The organism is Atlantibacter hermannii, assembly GCF_009907385.1.
GTDB classification, from domain to species: Bacteria; Pseudomonadota; Gammaproteobacteria; order Enterobacterales; family Enterobacteriaceae; genus Atlantibacter; species Atlantibacter hermannii_A.
Genome location: NZ_JAAATR010000005.1, coordinates 37,701 through 55,734, shown reverse-complemented (window position 1 = coordinate 55,734; position 18,034 = coordinate 37,701). Strand labels below are relative to the sequence as shown.

Sequence of the window (18,034 nt, the reverse complement as noted above, 5' to 3'; positions counted from 1 at the left end):
TAAAGAAGACGGTTATTTATAGCTGATACTGACCACCACTTTTGCGTCTGCCGGGCCCGGCATCACATTCTGCTGGGTTCTGATCAGGCGAGCCGCTAAAGGAATTTTTAACGTCCCGGATGAATTGAGGGGCACAGAGATTGTCCAGTTATCGCCGGGCTTCCATATTTTTGCAGGCTGTGTTGGTGAAGCATTGATATTGTCTGGCGTATAGCCCAGCTGTAAGGCATAGCCTCTGGCCGCTTTATCAGCATTCCCGGCAGCATCCGTTAAAGTGATGTACCCTTCGCTCGTTGTTCCCGACACTGCGTTTACAGTAATGGAGAAAAGATTTTTTTGAGGCGTGCCGCCTGTTGCGGTGCCGGTGCCATTGGTGGATTGCCCGGTACTGTCAGAAGAATAATATCCGGTAAAGTTAGCGCAGTTTTTTAACGTCACCGAGGCGTCATACCAGCTGGTCGCGCTGCCTGAGGTTTTCATTTCCTGAGTAATAATATGATCGCCAATTTTCACCGTTTGGTTATCAAACTCGCAGGCCGGTGCCTGAGCCATGATATTACCCGAAAACTGAAAGACAGCTAACTTAAGACCGTCACCATCATTTCCGGGCCCTGCTTTAAATACATAACCTGGCGCAGGCGGTGTGTAATACTTTACTGAATGAAAAGCGCCGGCGTTAATATTCCCTGATACAGGACCCTGCGCAGTTTTTATTAAAATCACATAAATCCTCAGGCCATAATTTCGCGCGCCCGCCGAAGGCATTCCCCAGGTGTTATCAGTTAATGGCGTGGTTCCTGTCACGGTATTTTTTGTACTGGTCAAGCTTGAAGGCGCAACCAGCATATAACCTATCCCCGGCACATTGGTTGGATAATAATCACCAGGCAAATACGGAGGATTACTGATACGCAGACTGTCACCCGTATCGTTGGCTTTATATTTCATCGTCAACGACCAGGCTGCATCACAACTCAATAAATCGGTCCAGGAGTTGCCGCCCAGCGTAGCGGCGTAAATGATGCTTCCTGGCGGTTTATCCGCGCCTACAGAGATGGTTGCATTTAACGTAGTGGTAAACGTTTTCACCGTGTCAATATTACACGTAATGACTGCAAACGCAGAGCCCGCCTTAAGAAAAAGGAAAATAGCAAAGAATTTTAAAACGTGTGATATTTTATTTTTCATGTTAACCACCAAATCACGCAAAGTTTATTTGGATGAAGCACTAAAATTCTCGCGGTTAAAACATTTATCTGTCAGACCTTCAAGTAAATGGACCGTTTGCGTCGCAAACTTACTGTTATTAACAACGGCTTATTGATAAAAAAACATTATCAATACTGCGATTCAAAGCGAATGCAGGAAAATAATTACCCTGGCCATGGCGAGGAGACTGTATTTTCCGTCGCCAAAATCCTCAGCCCGAGAGTTACTAAAAAACAATATAAGAAAAGTCGTTTTCTCCCTACAGTCCCTATTGCAGTATTAGATTAACTCTTTTATAAATTTTTTTAAGATTATAGCTGTCAACTCTTTATAACTGATATTCACGACGATCTTTTCATCGACTCACCATCACAGGTAGCCTGTTATTTATAAGTAAGGGTGAAGACGACTTTAGCATTTGCTACCCCGGATGTAACTCTCGCAGCAGTCTGATAATACCGGGCGGCAAGAGGAATACGTAAATTAACGCTTCCATCACTGGGCATGGTAAGGTCCCAGGTGATCCCTTGTTTCCAGATCGTCGTGGGGGATGTCGGTTGAGCATTTATATCGGGGGAATAACCCAGTTGTATCCCGACGCCCTTCGCGGCATCACTGTCATCATTAGTGCCTGTTACAGCAAAAATCCCGTCGTTGATTGACAAAAAGTCAGTAAGCGGGTTTAGCGAAACAGTAATCATATTCGACCTGCGTGTTCCTCCCGATGGCGTTCCCGCACCAGTTATCCCCTGTGCTTTAGATTGACCGTAAAAACCATAAAATGTTGGGCAGTTCTTCAACTGAATTGAGGAGTCCACCCAGCCGGTTACCGAGCCCGGGCCGGTAAAGGTTTTTTTAAGATCAACGCTTCCCAACTTGATGGTTTGGTCATTTATGGTACAGGTTGGTACGGTAAGATTCAAACTGCCGTTAAAGTTAACCCGTAAGGTTGTGATGGGTAAACCGGTATACCCGCTTGTTGCTGCTGCATACGTTATGACGGTCGGGAACGAACTACCCAGCACACTTACAGATGGATTAATTGGTCCGGTTTTAATTAAGGAAAAATCAAATGACTTTTGAGTTACCGCTGGCCCCGCACCAGATTTACTGTAACTACCTATCGCCTTAGGATTATCCAACGAAAAGGCATTGCTTGCAAACCAGACTGCGACACCGACACCCGGTACATTTGTCGGATATACCGGCCCGGTGAGATCCGCCATGGGAATAAAAAAAGCAGGTCCGGAAGGTTGACTACTGACCGAATAGTAGTTCGTTACGTTGAACGGTGCATCGCACGTAATACCCGTACTTGTTGCCTGTATAATAGCTGCACGGTACATCGTACTGCCTACGGGGATATCCGCCCCCACAGAAAGATTACTGGGAATGGTGACGGTGAAAACTTCAGGGGTTTGGTTAGCCGCAGAACAGTTTATTGCGTACGCCCTCGTCGTCATACCAAACAGCAGTACCGTCACACAGAAAAACCAACCTGCAATAAATATTAAGAACCTTTTATTTGAAAGCATTAACATAATTATCCTGTTATTGACGGTGGTAGTCGCGTTTGCTTTTTTCTCTGTTATGAAAGACAACGCGAGCTAAAGCAGAGAATGCCTTTAACTGCTGTCTACTATTTGTCGACAGACAAATCGTAAATAATTTTCTGGATATAAATTTTTAGCATGATACTTCCGATGTTCATTTACACTGAGAATTGAAACGAATAACATTTTTTGACGCCGTTTCATCATCTACAGCGGGAATGATATAAGAAATGTTGCAATTCTGATCTCTGCTCTCTCCCCATTTAACATGTAGCGTATCTTTCGCTTTATCGACCCGAGCATAAATTTGACCGCCCTGGCCGACTGTCCCTACGCTTCTTCCTTCGGAATTAAACACATCGGCGCCAAAGGGAAGCGTACTGCCGTCAGGAATACTAACGTTCATTAAAATCGGATAACCTTGTTGGACGTTGTATTTGACTTTCACCACCGCACCCGCTTGGGGAACAACTGTCTGGCTGGAAAAATCTAATTCTGCATTATCACTCATGCCTTTTGGATCAAGCGCAATTTCATTAATTTGGTACGGGTTAAGATAGGGAACCGCGGCATGCCCCCAGTAATCGACCTTTGTGCCAGGTAGAGTAGAGATACTGGCGCCCGTTGCCCCCTTCGCTTCAACGATGGCAAAGCTGTCGCTGACATAAGGGGAGAACATGATCCCGCCACTGTAACCGAGCAACGTCCCCGTTAAACCCACCGAGGCATTTGAATAATCTTTACTCTTGCCATAGTTGCCGCTGATGCGGGTAAAAGAAGAAAGATACTGGCCATTAACGTTATAGCTGGGACTAGAGTTACTATAATCTGTTGCGGAAAGCCCATAGTTATACTGATTTTCATTACCGAAAGAGCCCGAGAGCCCCATCTGCTCACCCGTGTTGCCCTGGCCATCTCGGGTAAAACTGCCGTTGAATTGTGGCGCAAAGGCTCCTCCGCTTAGCGGCATACTGACCGTGAACATAAACGCCGTTTCCATATCGCCCCCGTTATTGCGGGTGCGGCTGGCATTTAACCCTAACGTGGCGGAATGCCATGTTGTTGAATAGCCCAACTGATACTGAAAGTCCGAGTTAGTATCTGAATTCCAGTAGTTTTGTGCAAAACCTGAGATATAAATCTGCCCCCATCCTTCAGGTAAACCCTGGTTCGCCGTAATACTGATGCGGCTTTTTGGCCGATATACAGACGATGCGCTTCGGTTATGTTCCAGCGCATCCTGCGTTTCGATGGCATTTTTAAAATCAAGATAATTTTTGGTAGAGAAACGGTAGGCAGCTATCGCGAAATTACTGTCTGTGGCAGTAATATACTTGCTGTAGCTGATACGATAACTCTGCCCCGAAGCGGAAGTCGGCTCATCTGGCAAGCTATGGTCAAACTTTGCATTAGCCTGTGTGATATCAAATGCTACCGCGCCAAAGAAGGTATTCAAGGCGCTACCCATTTGCACAGCTAAATAATTTTCTCTGAACTGCGCTCCGCCGTAGAGCGTAATCAGATTGGTCAACCCACGTTGGTAGGTTGCCTGATAAAATAATGGCGATTGCGAAATAGCCGTATCGTTATAGCGCGCCACAATAAAATCGTAATGCTGCGCTCCAGGGCGCAACAGTTGAGCAACAGAGGCAAAAGGCACTTCAAACGTTTGCGTACTGCCATCCGCTTCTGTCACTGTCACCTGCAAGTTACTGCCATACCCTGATGCATATATATCATTGATTGCAAAAGCACCAGGCGCGACAGTCGTTTCATAGATTACCAGGTTATTCTGACGAACAGTGACTTTCGCATTCGTTCTGGCAATACCCCGCACCTCAGGTGCATAGCCTCTTTCATCAGAAGGCAACATCCTTTCATCGTCTTGTAACTCAACGCCTCTGTAAGGGATAGAATCAAAGACTTGTCCACCTGTGCTGTTTTCACCGACAGTCAAACGCCCTTTCAGGGGAATAATGTCACGCTGCACATAGGTATTAATGCTTTGATAGTCACTACCCTGATCACTTTGCCAGTTAAGCGCGCCGTTATGCCGGAAATTCCACCCTAAGACGTTGAAACCCGAATTGATGCCCACATAGGCGGACTCATTGGTTATTCCCGAGCTTCGCGTGGTGTAGTAGTTGGCGTTGTAACCCACCAGCCCTGCCGTAATGCCACGGTCCCAGAGTTCAGGTCTGACATAATTCCGGTCCTTATTCTGAAGCAAAATTTGTGGCACTGACAGGTCAAGCCGTTGTTCACCGTAATCAAACCGGTAACCGATTTCCTGAGATATTTTTTTTACTGGAATACATTCGTCATTTTTAAGTCGGGTAATAATCTCGGAAGAAAGCTCATTAATGTTGACCCCGCTATTCAACAGCAAATCCTGTTTGAAACAGGGCATCACACCAGCTTTAGGGACTTCCTCAAACAGCATTGTGCTGTTGCCAATCGCAACATCATTAACATATATATCAACGGAGTATTCGCCAGGTTCGATATTATTCCCTTCCGAAAACCGTTTTAAATCGACACTTCTGGCTGCTCCGCCATTAAGAAAGAGCGGGTCAAATTCCAGTTGTTCCTTGTCATCGGCGTTATCGAGTTCTTCACCCCATGCATATTCGCAAGGAAGCAAATAACCACTCACTGCCGAGAAAACGATAAAATAGACATTAGCGATCGTACACAGCGATCCGCGAGATATATTATTCACTTAAGATGCCTTAGAATCTCAAAGAGAAAAATCTACTGCATTCAACGCACCCCAATCATTGATATAGTCGTATATAAGGGCGTCACCTTTATTAATTGTCTCACCCTTCAGAGGGAATACCGCAGTTCCAAAGGGGGGGACTTTATCTGCACTGATTATTTTGTATTTACCTGCTTTTTTTATGCGAATATCGGATAAATTGACGAAGTAAGGAGAATCGTTTTTTGCTTCAAGCCCATCACTGGTCATGCGCCATTTCAAAGAAGTCATTGCTTTTCCCGGATCAGTTTGTAACGCTGTAGGGCGATAAAGCAGTTTTATTCGAGTTCGATAGGCTATTTGAAGATTATTTTTGTTGCTCTCTGATTTATAAACCGGCGGCACTTCAAGGATGTTCAACCAAAATAATGTTTCTCGATCCCGGGCTAGCGCACCACCCATATAAGTAATTCGTAATGTTTGGCCCTTCCCTGCATCGATTCGATTGAGAGGCGGCTTAATGACGAAAGGGACCTTTATAGAATCCGGATTTGCATTTGCGTCGCCATCATCAATCCAGCTTTGAATAAGCACACCCTTGCTACCCGTATTGTTTACCTTTACAGTGACTTCTTTTTCACTTTCTGGATAAATCACACGAGTACCGCCAACAATCACACTGGCATCGACTCGCCCAATACATAAAGCTAAAGTCATTAACAACAAGATATTTTTATTCAACATTGGCGGCACTTCGTGAATTAAATGATTAAAGAAATGGGTTTTGTGAAATTATTTGTACATCAGGTTGTAAACAACCTTTGACGTCACTTTCCCTGGTGTCACGGCGCCTTCAGCATAGTAACGAACGCCGTAATGCAAATCCGCTGTTCCCGAGGCGGTAATCGTTTTGTACGTGTTATCGTCGATCTGTGATGCGTAGCCTACTTGAATGGGTTTGCCCGCTTCAGGATCAAACAGTTGCAAAGAGACTAAGGTTGCTGCATCGGTCGTAGCAGTTTGTTTCAGACGCCCGGTATTCAGATCGACCGTATCTCCTGCCTGGAAAAATACACTGGCTTTAGTAACCGGAACGTCTGTACCTAAATCGCAATTGGAAAGGGTCATCGTGAATAAAACGCCACCAGCCGTAGCATCTTTCACTGCCAGGGCCGATTTGTTGACTTCCGGAAGTTTTACGGTGGCCAATCCGGATGTATCCCCATCTACCGCTACATCGCAAGTGGCATCAGTGATTTGACCTTCGAAATTGATAGTGCCCGTTGACACAGCATGTGCAGAACCAAAAGCAAGCATAAGTGCTGCAGCTAATATTGAACGTTTCATTTATGTTCCTTATAAATCGTTTAAACTCTTGAAGAATTCCTGTACCGCCGCCCATTTAAATATCCATAAACATAATATGTCGACTTCAGGTATTCGTCTTTTACGGTTATTTATATATAAATAACCATTAGTTGAAAGTGTAATATATTTTCACTTCACTGTAATTTTAAAAAAAATACATATAGCATGCAATTTAATTAAAGTGTAATTATGGACATTTAAAATATAAGAGCAACTATTACAATTACAGAGCAGCGCCTGATTTTAACACGCACTCTACACAAATTTAATATTTCTGCAATTAATATGCAGAACTCATACGTAGAATTTTCTTTGGTTAGGGGATAACGTTATTACACACAACAATAATTACCTTATTCAACTAATAAGAAATTAATAATAACTACGGATAAGCTGTGCGTTTGCATGCGAAGCATTTGTTAATTTTAAATTAACATCCTTTTATGTTGCCAATAATGCCTCTTATGTCCTGAGCCGAGAATACTTCGCTGAAATGGCAATAAATAAACCATGGAAATATTACCCGTTTTTTCCATGATTGTATTTATAGTTGCGATGCAATATTTCATATTTCCTTGCTATGCAATACTTACGACTGGCATGTGCGCACCTGGAAAGGTTGGATCAGTCCCTCTTTAAAGTCATGGTATACTATAAAAAGTATCACTGATGTGAATGATGTGTTATACGCGAGCATACTCATTTCACAAAAAGGCGTGACAAATCAGCCCCTTTGGGGGCTATAATTTCCGCCTGCATTCCATGCAATTTGGTTTTAGACTCATAATCGCATGATTTTAAAACAAAATAAGTAACGACGATAAGGATTAAAAGCTATGGGTTTTCTTACCGGTAAGCGCATTCTGGTGACTGGCGTTGCCAGCAAACTTTCCATCGCCTTCGGTATCGCACAGGCGATGCACCGTGAAGGAGCTGAACTGGCGTTCACCTATCAAAACGACAAGCTGAAAGGCCGTGTGGAAGAGTTTGCCGCTCAACTGGGCTCAAACATCGTACTGCCGTGCGATGTGGCTGAAGACGCGAGCATCGATGCGCTGTTCGTAGAACTGGCAAAAGTCTGGCCGAAATTCGATGGCTTCGTGCACTCTATCGGTTTTGCGCCTGGCGACCAGCTTGATGGCGATTACGTTAACGCCGTAACCCGCGAAGGCTTTAAAATCGCTCACGACATCAGCTCTTATAGCTTTGTAGCGCTGGCAAAAGCCAGCCGCGAAATGCTGAATCCGGGCTCCGCGCTGCTGACATTGTCCTACCTTGGTGCAGAACGCGCGATTCCGAACTACAACGTGATGGGCCTGGCTAAAGCCTCGCTGGAAGCTAACGTTCGTTATATGGCCAATGCAATGGGTCCGGAAGGCGTGCGCGTTAACGGTATCTCTGCGGGTCCAATCCGCACGCTGGCGGCCTCCGGTATTAAAGACTTCCGTAAAATGCTGGCGCATTGCGAAGCGGTAACCCCGATTCGCCGTACCGTTACCATTGAAGATGTGGGTAATAGCGCAGCCTTCCTGTGCTCCGATCTTTCCGCAGGCATTACCGGCGAAGTGGTTCACGTCGACGGCGGCTTCAGCATCGCTGCGATGAACGAGCTGGAACTGAAATAATTCCCTCTGCTCGATTGCTAAGGCGGGCCTGAAGCCCGCCTTTTTTATTCCCCGCGCCGTATTGCCCTCCCCTTGTTTATAGCTTTCCGATCTTAAATATCACTGAACAATCTTTTGTGGGCCGTTGCCCTTAGGCCAGGATAAGGCTGCGAACCAGGCCCGGTAAGCCGATCGGGCTTTGGGTCTTTCATTTTTTCAAGGAAAGCTCATGGAACAACGCCGCCGCGAAACCGGTCGTAACCACTGGTATCATGAAACTCAGTCAAGTCGTCTTCCTGATGATGTGGTGTCGCTCGTACCGGAAGCTGCCCATGTGCGGGATCGGTTTTTGTTGGATCTCACGGTCGATGCCGCCCTGCTGGCGCCTCACCGGCTTTGGTTATCCACTGCCCGTAAACTGAGCGCGCTGTTTTTCCCCGAGCACCTCGTAGCCAACCGGCTCAATACGCTGAGCAGCTATGACCGTCTGAGCACCGCGCTCACGGTGGCGCAGGTGTATGGCGTACAGCGGCTGTGTAATCATTATGCTGCCCGTCTCACCCCGTTGCCCGGTCCTGACTCCTCCCGGGAAAGCAATCGCCGCTTAACGCTAATCACCCAGTACGCGCGCCAACTTGCCAGCCAGCCAACGTTGATTGATGGCAATTTACGCCGCCAGCTCGAAGATGCCGGGTTGTCCACCTGCGATATCGTCGCGTTTAACCAGATTATCGGCTTTGTCGGTTTTCAGGCGCGAGTGATTGCGGCTTTTCAAGCCGCGATGGGGATACCGGTACGCTGGCTGCCGGGTTTTGATATTCAGCAGGACGCGCCCGCTGAACGTTTCCAACAAACGTCGGCAACGTGGCGCGCCGATTTACCTCAATACGACGCGCCGCTGGCTAACGAACGGCTTACAGAGCGCTTTTTACAGTGCGCTCAGCAGCCGCTGTTGCGCGAACTGGCGGGTATAATGATTCAGGATCCGCTGGCGCTAGAACCTCTTGTGGAGCTCAGTACGCAGTTGCAGCCCTCGCAGGATATCTACCCTGTCGCCCGTCTCGCCGCGCTGATCAGCGCCCGGATCAACGGTAGCGTCGCCTGCTTTAACGATACGGCGCAGACATGGAGCGGTGACGGAGGCCTGGTCGATGCGGTGCGTAACGGCGAACGGGCCATGAACGCCTGGAGCCATCATCATCCCTTAGAGCGAGCCGTCATTCACGCCGCCCAGTGGCTGACTCGCGCACCCGACCGTTTTAGCCCGGCGCATTTTCAGCCGTTAATAGCGCAAGGATTATCTTCCGATCAGGCGCTGCGCTTGCTGGTATGGACAGGGTTCTGCGGCTGGCTTAATCGCCTGAAACTGGGATTGGGTGATATCGTCTGAACCGCGCGAACTCGCGATGAGAGGGCAAAGAGCGCTTGCTGCCACCCCCGGAATCGCGTAAAACTGTCAGCCGCTCAATTGGCCACGAAAATGCGAAAATATGTTTCAGGATAACCCGCTGCTAGCGCAGCTTAAACAGCAACTGCATTCCCAAACGCCACGCGCCGAAGGCGTGGTAAAAGCCACCGAAAAAGGATTTGGTTTTCTCGAAGTTGACGCGCAAAAAAGCTATTTCATTCCGCCGCCGCAGATGAAAAAAGTGATGCACGGCGACCGGATCAGCGCTGTGATCCACACTGAAAAAGAGAAAGAAAGCGCGGAACCAGAAACGCTGATTGAACCTTTCCTGACCCGCTTCGTTGGCCGGATACAAAAGAAAGACGACCGTCTTTCCATCGTACCGGATCATCCCCTGATTAAAGACGTGATCTCCTGCCGCGCCGCCCGGAATGTTGAGCATGATTTCCAGAACGGCGACTGGGCTGTAGCAGAAATGCGCCGCCACCCGCTGAAAGGCGATCGCGGTTTCTTTGCGGAACTCACCCAGTACATCACCTTTGGCGACGACCATTTCGCCCCGTGGTGGGTCACCCTGGCGCGCCATAATCTGGAGCGCGAAGCGCCAAACGGCGTGGCGACGGAGATGCTGGATGAAGGCCTGGTGCGCGAAGATCTCACCGCGCTGGATTTTGTCACCATCGACAGCGCCAGCACCGAAGATATGGACGATGCGCTGTTTGTCGAACAGCGTGAAGACGGCAGCCTGGCGCTGACCGTGGCGATTGCCGACCCTACCGCCTGGATCGCACCGAACAGCAAACTCGACGGGTTGGCGAAAGTCAGGGCGTTTACCAACTATTTGCCGGGCTTTAATATCCCGATGCTGCCGCGCGAGCTGTCAGACGATCTCTGCTCGCTGCGCGCCCATCAAGCGCGTCCGGCGCTGGCCTGCCGCATGGTGATCCAGCAGGACGGCGCTATTGCTGACGAAATTCGTTTCTTTGCCGCTACCGTAGAGTCTAAAGCCAAGCTGGCCTATGACAACGTCTCCGACTGGCTGGAAAACAGCGGCGAATGGCAGCCGGAAAGCGACGCCATTGCCCACCAGATCCGCCTGCTGCAACAGGTCTGCGAGCGCCGTTACAGCTGGCGCCACCAGCATGCGCTGGTATTTAAAGACCGCCCGGACTACCGTTTTGTGCTGGGCGAGAAAGGCGAAGTGCTGGATATCGTGGCTGAGCCGCGCCGCATCGCCAACCGCATCGTGGAAGAATCGATGATCGCTGCCAACGTCTGCGCCGCGCGCGTGCTGCGCGATAAGCTGGGCTTCGGCATTTACAACGTTCACGCTGGGTTCGATCCGGCGAATACTGAGCAACTGGCTAGCCTGCTGCAATCCCATGGCATGCATGTTGATGCCCAGGAAGTGCTTACGCTGGAAGGCTTCTGTAAACTGCGTCGCGAACTGGACGCCCAACCAACCGGCTTCCTGGACAGCCGCATCCGCCGCTTCCAGTCCTTCGCGGAAATCAGCACCGAGCCGGGCGCGCACTTTGGCCTTGGTCTTGAAGCCTATGCCACCTGGACGTCGCCGATTCGCAAGTATGGCGACATGATTAACCATCGTCTGCTGAAAGCCATCATCAAAGGCGAAACCGCAGAGCGTCCGCAGGAAGATGTGCTGACGCCGATGGCGGAACGCCGCCGCGCCAACCGTATGGCGGAGCGCGACGTCGGCGACTGGTTGTATGCGCGGTTCCTGAAAGACAAAGCCGGCACCGATACCCGCTTCGCGGCAGAAATTATCGATATCAGCCGCGGCGGTATGCGCGTGCGCCTGGTGGATAATGGCGCGGTGGCGTTTATTCCTGCGCCGTTCCTTCATGCTGTGCGCGATGAACTCGTATGCAGCCAGGAACACGGCACCGTGCAGATCAAGGGCGAAGTGGCCTATAAAGTCACTGACGTTATTGATGTGACCATTGCTGAAGTGCGTATGGAAACCCGGAGCGTGATTGCGCGTCCGGCAGCGTAATCCCTTCCTCCCCGGTTAACGCCGGGGAGTTTTCGGATTTTAACGGGGAAAGCGGATCAATATTATCGTTTCTGCTCGCAGCGCCAGTCGACTTTATCCGGTAAAATAACGTACAGCGTTGTTATTCATTAATAACGATGAACTAATCAGTTAGTGCTACACTTCACATTGCCACGAAAAATCAATTAACTTCTGTAAAAACAAAATAATTACGTCCTAATCCTGCTTGCCAGTAACGCTTGATTTTCGTTATAAAATTCAGCGGTTGCGATTTTAAAACGGTGTTCAGGAGAACCCATGAAAGATGACCTGGAACAAAACTTGCTGTATCGCTATTTGGGAACGGCCAGCCCTTACTGGCGGCTCCCGCTGGATAGTAACGCGTTGCAATTATCCGCAACGGAAAATGGCGACAGCAATCAGGTTATTAGTCTGACGCCCGAAGAAGCATCACTAATACGTGAAATGACGGTAATCACGTCCAGCGTCACCCTTAACGTTTCTTTTTTTGGCGTGACGATGCCATTACATTTAGTGGGCCGAAAAATTTCCCGACGGGAATGGGCAGGCACGGCATCCGCGTGGAATGATACCCCTTCCGTCGCACGGGATTTAGTCCAGGGACTGTCATTCGCCGAACAAGTGGTATCCGAAGCGAATTCGGTGATTGTTATTCTCGATAAGATGGGAAATATCCAGCGCTTTAACCGGTTATGTGAAGAATACACCGGGCTTAAAGAGCACGAAGTTATCGGCCAGAACGTCTATAAATTATTTATGAGCCCGACGGAAGCCGCAGCGTCCCGTCAGAATATATCCACGTTCTTTCGCGACGGCAACTCATATGAAGTCGAACGGTGGATTAAAACCCGTAAAGGGCAGCGCTTATTTTTATTCCGCAATAAATTTGTCCACAGCGGCAGCGGAAAAAATGAAATTTTTCTTATCTGTTCCGGCACTGATATTACCGAAGAGCGGCGCGCCCAGGAGCGCTTACGCGTATTGGCCAACACCGATACCGTTACCGGTTTACCCAACCGCAACGCCATATATGAGTTAATTACTGAAGCCATTACCCAGCGCGCCGAAACCCAGGTCGGCGTGGTGTATCTGGATTTGGATAATTTCAAAAAAGTGAATGATGCCTATGGGCATCTGTTCGGCGATCAGCTTCTCCAGTCGGTTTCGCTGGCGATATTAAGCTGCCTCGAAGAGGGACAGGTACTGGCGCGGCTCGGCGGCGACGAGTTCATCGTGCTGGCCAACGACACCTCCCAGAGCGCGCTGGAAGCCATGGCGTCACGCATACTCACCCGGTTGAAACAGCCGTTCCGCATCGGGCTTATCGAAGTCTATACCAGCTGTTCACTGGGTATCGCCCTGGCGCCGCAGCACGGGTTGGATCATGAGAGCGTGATCCGCAACGCCGATACCGCCATGTATACCGCTAAAGAAGGCGGGCGCGGCAAGTTTTGCGTCTTCTCGCCAGAGATGAACCAAAGGGTATTTGAGTATTTATGGCTCGATACTAATCTGCGCAAAGCGCTGGATAACGATCAGCTGGTTATCCACTATCAGCCGAAAGTTACCTGGCGCGGCGAGGTACGCAGCGTGGAAGCGCTGGTGCGCTGGCAGTCGCCAGAGCGCGGTATGATCCAGCCGCAGGATTTTATCGCCTATGCGGAAGAATCGGGGCTGATTGTGCCGCTTGGGCGCTGGGTTATGCTCGATGTGGTGCGCCAGGTGGCGAAGTGGCGCGATAAAGGGATTAATCTGCGGGTTGCGGTTAACGTCTCGGCACGTCAGCTTGCCGATCAAACCATTTTTACCGATTTAAAACAGGCGCTGGCGGACCTGGATTTCGAATACTGCCCCATTGATGTAGAGCTAACCGAAAGCTGTTTAATTGAGAACGAGGAGCTGGCGCTGTCGGTGATCCAGCAATTCAGCAGCCTCGGGGCGCAAATTCATCTGGATGATTTCGGGACCGGTTATTCGTCGCTGTCTCAGCTGGCGCGTTTCCCCATCGACGCGATAAAACTCGACCAGACTTTTGTCAGCAATGTGCATAAACAGTCGGTGTCGCAGTCGCTGGTGCGCGCGATTGTGGCCGTGGCCCAGGCGTTGAATCTCCAGGTGATTGCAGAGGGTGTGGAAAACGCAAAAGAAGACGCCTTTCTGACTAAGAACGGCGTCAATGAACGGCAAGGATTCTTATTTGCTAAGCCAATGCCTGCTGCCGCACTCGAGCGCTGGCTCAAACGCTATCAAACCAGAATGATGCGTTAACTGGCTTTTCGCAACGCGCTGGTGGTGTGGCGATTTTGCAACAGCACCAGCCGTTCCATATAGGCGATATCCTTCGGCTCCAGACAAAAAGCCGCCTCCACCCAGTCCTCGGTAATATCCATCAATTCAGCACGCGGCAGCGTCATTACCCGCTGGCGGGCGCGTAACATCGCGCGCACGCCGTTAAGCCGGGGTTGCAGCGTGTCGATAAAGGTCCGGGTAGCGATATAGCCCTGGCCGGGTTCGAATAATTCATCCACCAGGCCATTCTGCTGATGCCATTCGGCGGTGTGCGACTCGCCGGTAAGAATGAGATTCTCGGCAAGCCGCATCCCTGCCCGACGGGTTACCAGCGAATAGCCGCCCATCCCTGGAAACAGATTAAACGCCACCTCCGGAAAACCGAGGCGGGCATCGCGCTGCGCCAACACAAAATGGTGCGCCAACGCCGCCTCAAACCCGCCGCCTAATGCGCTGCCTTCGACCATGGCAAGGCTAATCGCGCCGGTATCAAACCCTCTTGAAGCCGCATGTACGCAATCCACGCAGGCGCGCGCATAGGCGCGCAGCGCTTCACGCCGTCCGTTGCGAATGCAATCGACAAAAAAGTGCAAATCGCCGCCTGCATTGTAGATGCCTGGAACCAGAGAACCGGTCACCCAGAAATCGACCCGGTATTCACTTTTCTGCACCAGATAACCCAGGTTCATGATTTCTTCTATCAGAGCATGATTAAAGCAAGGCCGCGGCTGCGCCCGCAGCATCATCCAGACGGTACGGCGCTCCTCCTCATAGTAAGCGCAGAGTTGCGTGAAGCGGCCAGGATCGGTGAATAATTTGCAGGTGGGGTGATTAAGAACTGTCATAGTCATTCCTCTCTAATGTGAATGCGGTAACCGCAGAGAAAGACTAATTCACCGCAATTACGTCGGTGGGTGATTGCAGCTATTTATAATTATTCTTTATGTTTTAAGATCAAATAATTGGTTGAGACCGGCGTAAAGCCCGCCTCAAGGCTTCTCTTTTGCAGCGCTTTTTAGCATCATGGTGGCTGCTTAATGAATAAGGACGCATCATGTCAACGCTCGACGCCAAAGCCCTTGCCCATCGAATCGACACCGTGCTGGATATTCTGGTGGCCGGTGATTACCACTCAGCCATTAATAATCTCGAAATTTTAAAAGCCGAATTACTGGCGCAGGACCAGGGGCGCGACGATGAATTACCCTTTCAGCCCAAAGCGCCGTGGGAAATATAGTTGCTGCGATACCGTACCGCCCCTGGCGGTTTTGTAAGCAGCATATATTTTTAAAGTTGAATCGCTGCGCTTAAACGGTCACACTCATCTTTTCGCACTGCTGTTCTGCGTGATAGTGCATCGCGCAGAACAGCAGGCTTCACTGATAGATGGCTCTGCCACGCTAAACTTGCTGATATGAATTCTCGACAACAAATTATTTTGCAAATGGTCATCGACCAGGGCCGTATGAGCGTCTCTGATTTAGCGAAAATCACCGGCGTTTCCGAGGTGACCATTCGCCAGGACCTGAATCTACTGGAGAAGCACAGTTATTTACGCCGTGCACACGGTTACGCGGTTCCCCTGGACAGCGACGATGTGGAAACGCGAATGTTGAATAACTATGCGCTGAAGCGGCGTCTGGCAGAGTTCGCAGCCTCACTGGTGAACGACGGCGAAACGGTGTTCATAGAAAATGGCAGCAGCAACGCATTACTGGCCCGCACGCTTGCCGAGCAGAAAAACGTCACCCTGATTACCGTTAGCGGATACATTGCTCATCTTCTTAAAGAAACGGACTGCGAAGTCATTTTGCTGGGCGGGATCTATCAGAAGAAAAGCGAAAGTATGGTGGGTCCTCTCACTCGCCAGTACGTGCGCCAGGTACATTTCAGCAAGGCGTTTATCGGCATTGATGGTTGGCAGCCAGAAACCGGCTTTACCGGTCGCGATATGATGCGCACCGATGTGGTTAACGCCGTCCTTGAAAAAGGTGGCGAAGCGATTGTGCTAACCGACAGTTCCAAATTCGGCGCAGTGCATCCCTATACGCTCAGTCCGGCTAATAGTTTTAGTCGCGTTATTACTGATGACGGGATTAAAGCCGACGCTTTACGCCACCTTCAACATACCGGGCTCGAGGTAAACCTGATCCCACAATTCCCCGCCGCGTAATATTTTAGGGCCGCTGTTAAGCCGGCCCACTCTCTGAGACTATTCCCATCGCCCAATTAGGACTATTTACCTGTATCAATGTTACAAAGAATTTAAAATTACTGTAGCGATATCACAGGAAGTAACTATCACCTGCGTGATGTGAATGACCTGACGCAACCCCGTTTCACGGAGAGACGTTTTATATGGCAGAGAGCTTCTATACTTAAAGCGTGACTTCCTTCCGTGAATCAATTATTCAGGAGAAAGTATTATGACATTAAATTACAAAAAAGCCGCTGCTGCGATGCTCGCTGTTACCCTGGTTATGTCTCTGAGCGCATGTTCCAACTGGTCTAAACGCGACCGTAACACCGCTATCGGCGCGGGCGCCGGCGCAATTGGTGGTTCCGTACTGACTGACGGCAGCACCCTGGGTACATTAGGTGGCGCAGCGGTGGGCGGTATTATCGGTCACCAGATTGACTAATCACAGTGTCAGGAATAATGCTTTAACGTAAAGAACGCACAGTATTTCACGTTTGGCTTTACTGCAGTCGAAATTAATGGCCACGGTATTTACCGTGGCCATATTATTTTATCCACCCGCCAGTTTAACTTTCATCCCTTTCGCTTCCAGCAGCGATTTGATTAAATCGCGCTTATCACCCTGGATTTCAATAATCCCGTCCTTAACCGCGCCGCCACAACCGCATTTCTTTTTCAGCTCAGCCGCGATTTTATTCAGCGTCGCATCATCCTCATCGATGCCGGTGATCAAACAGACGCCCTTTCCCTTACGTCCGCTGGTCTGGCGTTGTATGCGCACAATACCGTCCCCTTTCGGGCGCTCAGGCTGCGCTTTCGGCTCATCAATGCGCCCGGTTTCAGTAGAGTAGACTAACCGGCTGTTATCGTCTTTCATTACGCCTCCCGCAGGCTGGCCAGAATATCGCGCAGGGTTTGCGATGGGTTTTCCGACTGAGTCACCGGGCGGCCGATGACCATATAATCCACACCCGCCTGTTGCGCCAGTTGAGGCGTCATGATCCGGCGCTGATCGCCCGCCGCGCTGCCTTCAGGACGAATGCCCGGCGTCACTAATTTGAATTCTTTACCCAGCGCCGATTTGAAGCGCACCGCCTCCTGCGCCGAGCAGACCACGCCGTCGAGTCCGCACTGCTGCGTCAGACGCGCCAGTCGCTCGGCATGTTCCGCGGGAGAAAGCGTGATGCCGATATCTGCCAGATCGCTGTCCTCCATGCTGGTGAGCACGGTTACGGCGATCAGCAACGGCGCGTCCTGGCCAAACGGCACCAGCGCCTCGCGCGCCGCCTGCATCATCCGTGCCCCGCCGCTGGCGTGAACGTTGACCATCCACACGCCCAGATCTGCCGCTGCCGCCACAGCTTTCGCGGCCGTATTGGGAATGTCATGAAATTTAAGATCGAGGAACACGTCGAACCCACGGCTCTGGAGGTCATGCACCAACTGCGGTCCAAAGCGGGTAAACATCTCTTTGCCGACTTTGAGCCGACAATCCTGCGGATTGATCTGATCGACAAAGGCCAGCGCTTTGTCGCGGTTATCGTAATCCAGGGCAACCACAATCGGTGAATCCGTCGCAGAACGGGAAGTGGAGGCAAGTAGCGTCATGACCAGACCTTCTGATAGGGGCACCGATAAGGCGCGAAACAATAAACGGCAAGCAT

The 18,034-nt window shown here is 50.0% G+C and carries 15 protein-coding genes; 7 read left to right on the top strand and 8 right to left on the bottom strand.

From position 1 onward, the window contains the following. Window positions 1-12: 12 nt before the first annotated feature. The 5 genes from GV764_RS02070 to GV764_RS02050 form a co-directional block, all read right to left on the bottom strand. Window positions 13-1,188: a fimbrial protein gene (locus GV764_RS02070; RefSeq protein WP_161658859.1), complete on the bottom strand. Its 1,176-nt coding sequence runs from the start codon at window positions 1,186-1,188 to the stop codon at window positions 13-15. Window positions 1,189-1,592: 404 nt separating this feature from the next. Continuing rightward, a complete protein-coding gene (locus tag GV764_RS02065; protein WP_161658858.1) occupies window positions 1,593-2,750 on the bottom strand; it encodes a fimbrial protein in 1,158 nt (385 codons plus the stop codon). 166 nt (window positions 2,751-2,916) lie between these two features. After that, window positions 2,917-5,484, bottom strand: coding sequence for a fimbria/pilus outer membrane usher protein (locus tag GV764_RS02060; protein WP_161658857.1), 2,568 nt, complete (start codon window positions 5,482-5,484; stop codon window positions 2,917-2,919). Window positions 5,485-5,502: 18 nt separating this feature from the next. After that, window positions 5,503-6,207 carry a fimbria/pilus periplasmic chaperone gene (locus GV764_RS02055; protein ID WP_161658856.1) on the bottom strand — a complete coding sequence of 235 codons (705 nt, stop codon included), beginning with the start codon at window positions 6,205-6,207 and terminating at the stop codon, window positions 5,503-5,505. A gap of 48 nt (window positions 6,208-6,255) precedes the next feature. Further along, window positions 6,256-6,810 (bottom strand): fimbrial protein, encoded by a 555-nt coding sequence (locus GV764_RS02050; RefSeq protein ID WP_161658855.1) that lies wholly within the window; start codon window positions 6,808-6,810, stop codon window positions 6,256-6,258. Between the two features lie 857 nt (window positions 6,811-7,667). On the opposite strand from GV764_RS02050, the gene fabI reads away from it, so the two are divergent. From fabI to pdeR, 4 genes are all read left to right on the top strand, one after another. Beyond that, window positions 7,668-8,456 carry an enoyl-ACP reductase FabI gene (gene fabI, locus GV764_RS02045; protein ID WP_161658854.1) on the top strand — a complete coding sequence of 263 codons (789 nt, stop codon included), beginning with the start codon at window positions 7,668-7,670 and terminating at the stop codon, window positions 8,454-8,456. A 208-nt stretch (window positions 8,457-8,664) separates the two neighbouring features. After that, window positions 8,665-9,825: a CMD domain-containing protein gene (locus GV764_RS02040; protein ID WP_161658853.1), complete on the top strand. Its 1,161-nt coding sequence runs from the start codon at window positions 8,665-8,667 to the stop codon at window positions 9,823-9,825. 100 nt (window positions 9,826-9,925) lie between these two features. Continuing rightward, window positions 9,926-11,860 (top strand): exoribonuclease II, encoded by a 1,935-nt coding sequence (locus tag GV764_RS02035; RefSeq protein WP_161658852.1) that lies wholly within the window; start codon window positions 9,926-9,928, stop codon window positions 11,858-11,860. 297 nt (window positions 11,861-12,157) lie between these two features. Next, window positions 12,158-14,149: a cyclic di-GMP phosphodiesterase gene (pdeR, locus tag GV764_RS02030; RefSeq protein WP_161658851.1), complete on the top strand. Its 1,992-nt coding sequence runs from the start codon at window positions 12,158-12,160 to the stop codon at window positions 14,147-14,149. Here the strand turns inward: pdeR and GV764_RS02025 are convergent. Next, entirely contained in the window at window positions 14,146-15,015 is an 870-nt protein-coding gene (locus GV764_RS02025) for a crotonase/enoyl-CoA hydratase family protein (protein ID WP_161658850.1), read from the bottom strand. The genes pdeR and GV764_RS02025 overlap by 4 nt on opposite strands. A 209-nt stretch (window positions 15,016-15,224) precedes the next feature. On the opposite strand from GV764_RS02025, the gene GV764_RS02020 reads away from it, so the two are divergent. The 3 genes from GV764_RS02020 to osmB all read left to right on the top strand — a co-directional run bounded on the left by GV764_RS02020 (window position 15,225) and on the right by osmB (window position 16,812). Further along, on the top strand, window positions 15,225-15,407 hold the full coding sequence (locus tag GV764_RS02020; RefSeq protein WP_161658849.1) for a YciZ family protein: 183 nt from the start codon (window positions 15,225-15,227) through the stop codon (window positions 15,405-15,407). Between the two features lie 177 nt (window positions 15,408-15,584). Then, window positions 15,585-16,343, top strand: coding sequence for a DNA-binding transcriptional regulator YciT (gene yciT, locus GV764_RS02015; protein WP_161658848.1), 759 nt, complete (start codon window positions 15,585-15,587; stop codon window positions 16,341-16,343). Window positions 16,344-16,596: 253 nt separating this feature from the next. Next, window positions 16,597-16,812, top strand: a complete 216-nt coding sequence (gene osmB / locus GV764_RS02010) for an osmotically-inducible lipoprotein OsmB (RefSeq protein ID WP_161658847.1) — start codon at window positions 16,597-16,599, stop codon at window positions 16,810-16,812. A 108-nt stretch (window positions 16,813-16,920) separates the two neighbouring features. Here the strand turns inward: osmB and yciH are convergent, their stop codons facing one another. After that, on the bottom strand, window positions 16,921-17,247 hold the full coding sequence (gene yciH, locus GV764_RS02005) for a stress response translation initiation inhibitor YciH (RefSeq protein WP_161658846.1): 327 nt from the start codon (window positions 17,245-17,247) through the stop codon (window positions 16,921-16,923). Further along, window positions 17,247-17,978 (bottom strand): orotidine-5'-phosphate decarboxylase, encoded by a 732-nt coding sequence (gene pyrF, locus GV764_RS02000; RefSeq protein WP_161658845.1) that lies wholly within the window; start codon window positions 17,976-17,978, stop codon window positions 17,247-17,249. Before pyrF ends, yciH begins: the two co-directional genes overlap by 1 nt. Window positions 17,979-18,034 lie beyond the last annotated feature (56 nt).

Coding starts and splice junctions, on each gene's coding strand:
- GV764_RS02070 (WP_161658859.1), bottom strand. CDS start 1,188: ATGAAAAATAAAATATCACACGTTTTAAAATTCTTTGCTATTTTCCTT.
- GV764_RS02065 (WP_161658858.1), bottom strand. CDS start 2,750: ATGTTAATGCTTTCAAATAAAAGGTTCTTAATATTTATTGCAGGTTGG.
- GV764_RS02055 (WP_161658856.1), bottom strand. CDS start 6,207: ATGTTGAATAAAAATATCTTGTTGTTAATGACTTTAGCTTTATGTATT.
- GV764_RS02050 (WP_161658855.1), bottom strand. CDS start 6,810: ATGAAACGTTCAATATTAGCTGCAGCACTTATGCTTGCTTTTGGTTCT.
- fabI (WP_161658854.1), top strand. CDS start 7,668: ATGGGTTTTCTTACCGGTAAGCGCATTCTGGTGACTGGCGTTGCCAGC.
- GV764_RS02040 (WP_161658853.1), top strand. CDS start 8,665: ATGGAACAACGCCGCCGCGAAACCGGTCGTAACCACTGGTATCATGAA.
- GV764_RS02035 (WP_161658852.1), top strand. CDS start 9,926: ATGTTTCAGGATAACCCGCTGCTAGCGCAGCTTAAACAGCAACTGCAT.
- pdeR (WP_161658851.1), top strand. CDS start 12,158: ATGAAAGATGACCTGGAACAAAACTTGCTGTATCGCTATTTGGGAACG.
- GV764_RS02025 (WP_161658850.1), bottom strand. CDS start 15,015: ATGACAGTTCTTAATCACCCCACCTGCAAATTATTCACCGATCCTGGC.
- GV764_RS02020 (WP_161658849.1), top strand. CDS start 15,225: ATGTCAACGCTCGACGCCAAAGCCCTTGCCCATCGAATCGACACCGTG.
- yciT (WP_161658848.1), top strand. CDS start 15,585: ATGAATTCTCGACAACAAATTATTTTGCAAATGGTCATCGACCAGGGC.
- osmB (WP_161658847.1), top strand. CDS start 16,597: ATGACATTAAATTACAAAAAAGCCGCTGCTGCGATGCTCGCTGTTACC.
- yciH (WP_161658846.1), bottom strand. CDS start 17,247: ATGAAAGACGATAACAGCCGGTTAGTCTACTCTACTGAAACCGGGCGC.
- pyrF (WP_161658845.1), bottom strand. CDS start 17,978: ATGACGCTACTTGCCTCCACTTCCCGTTCTGCGACGGATTCACCGATT.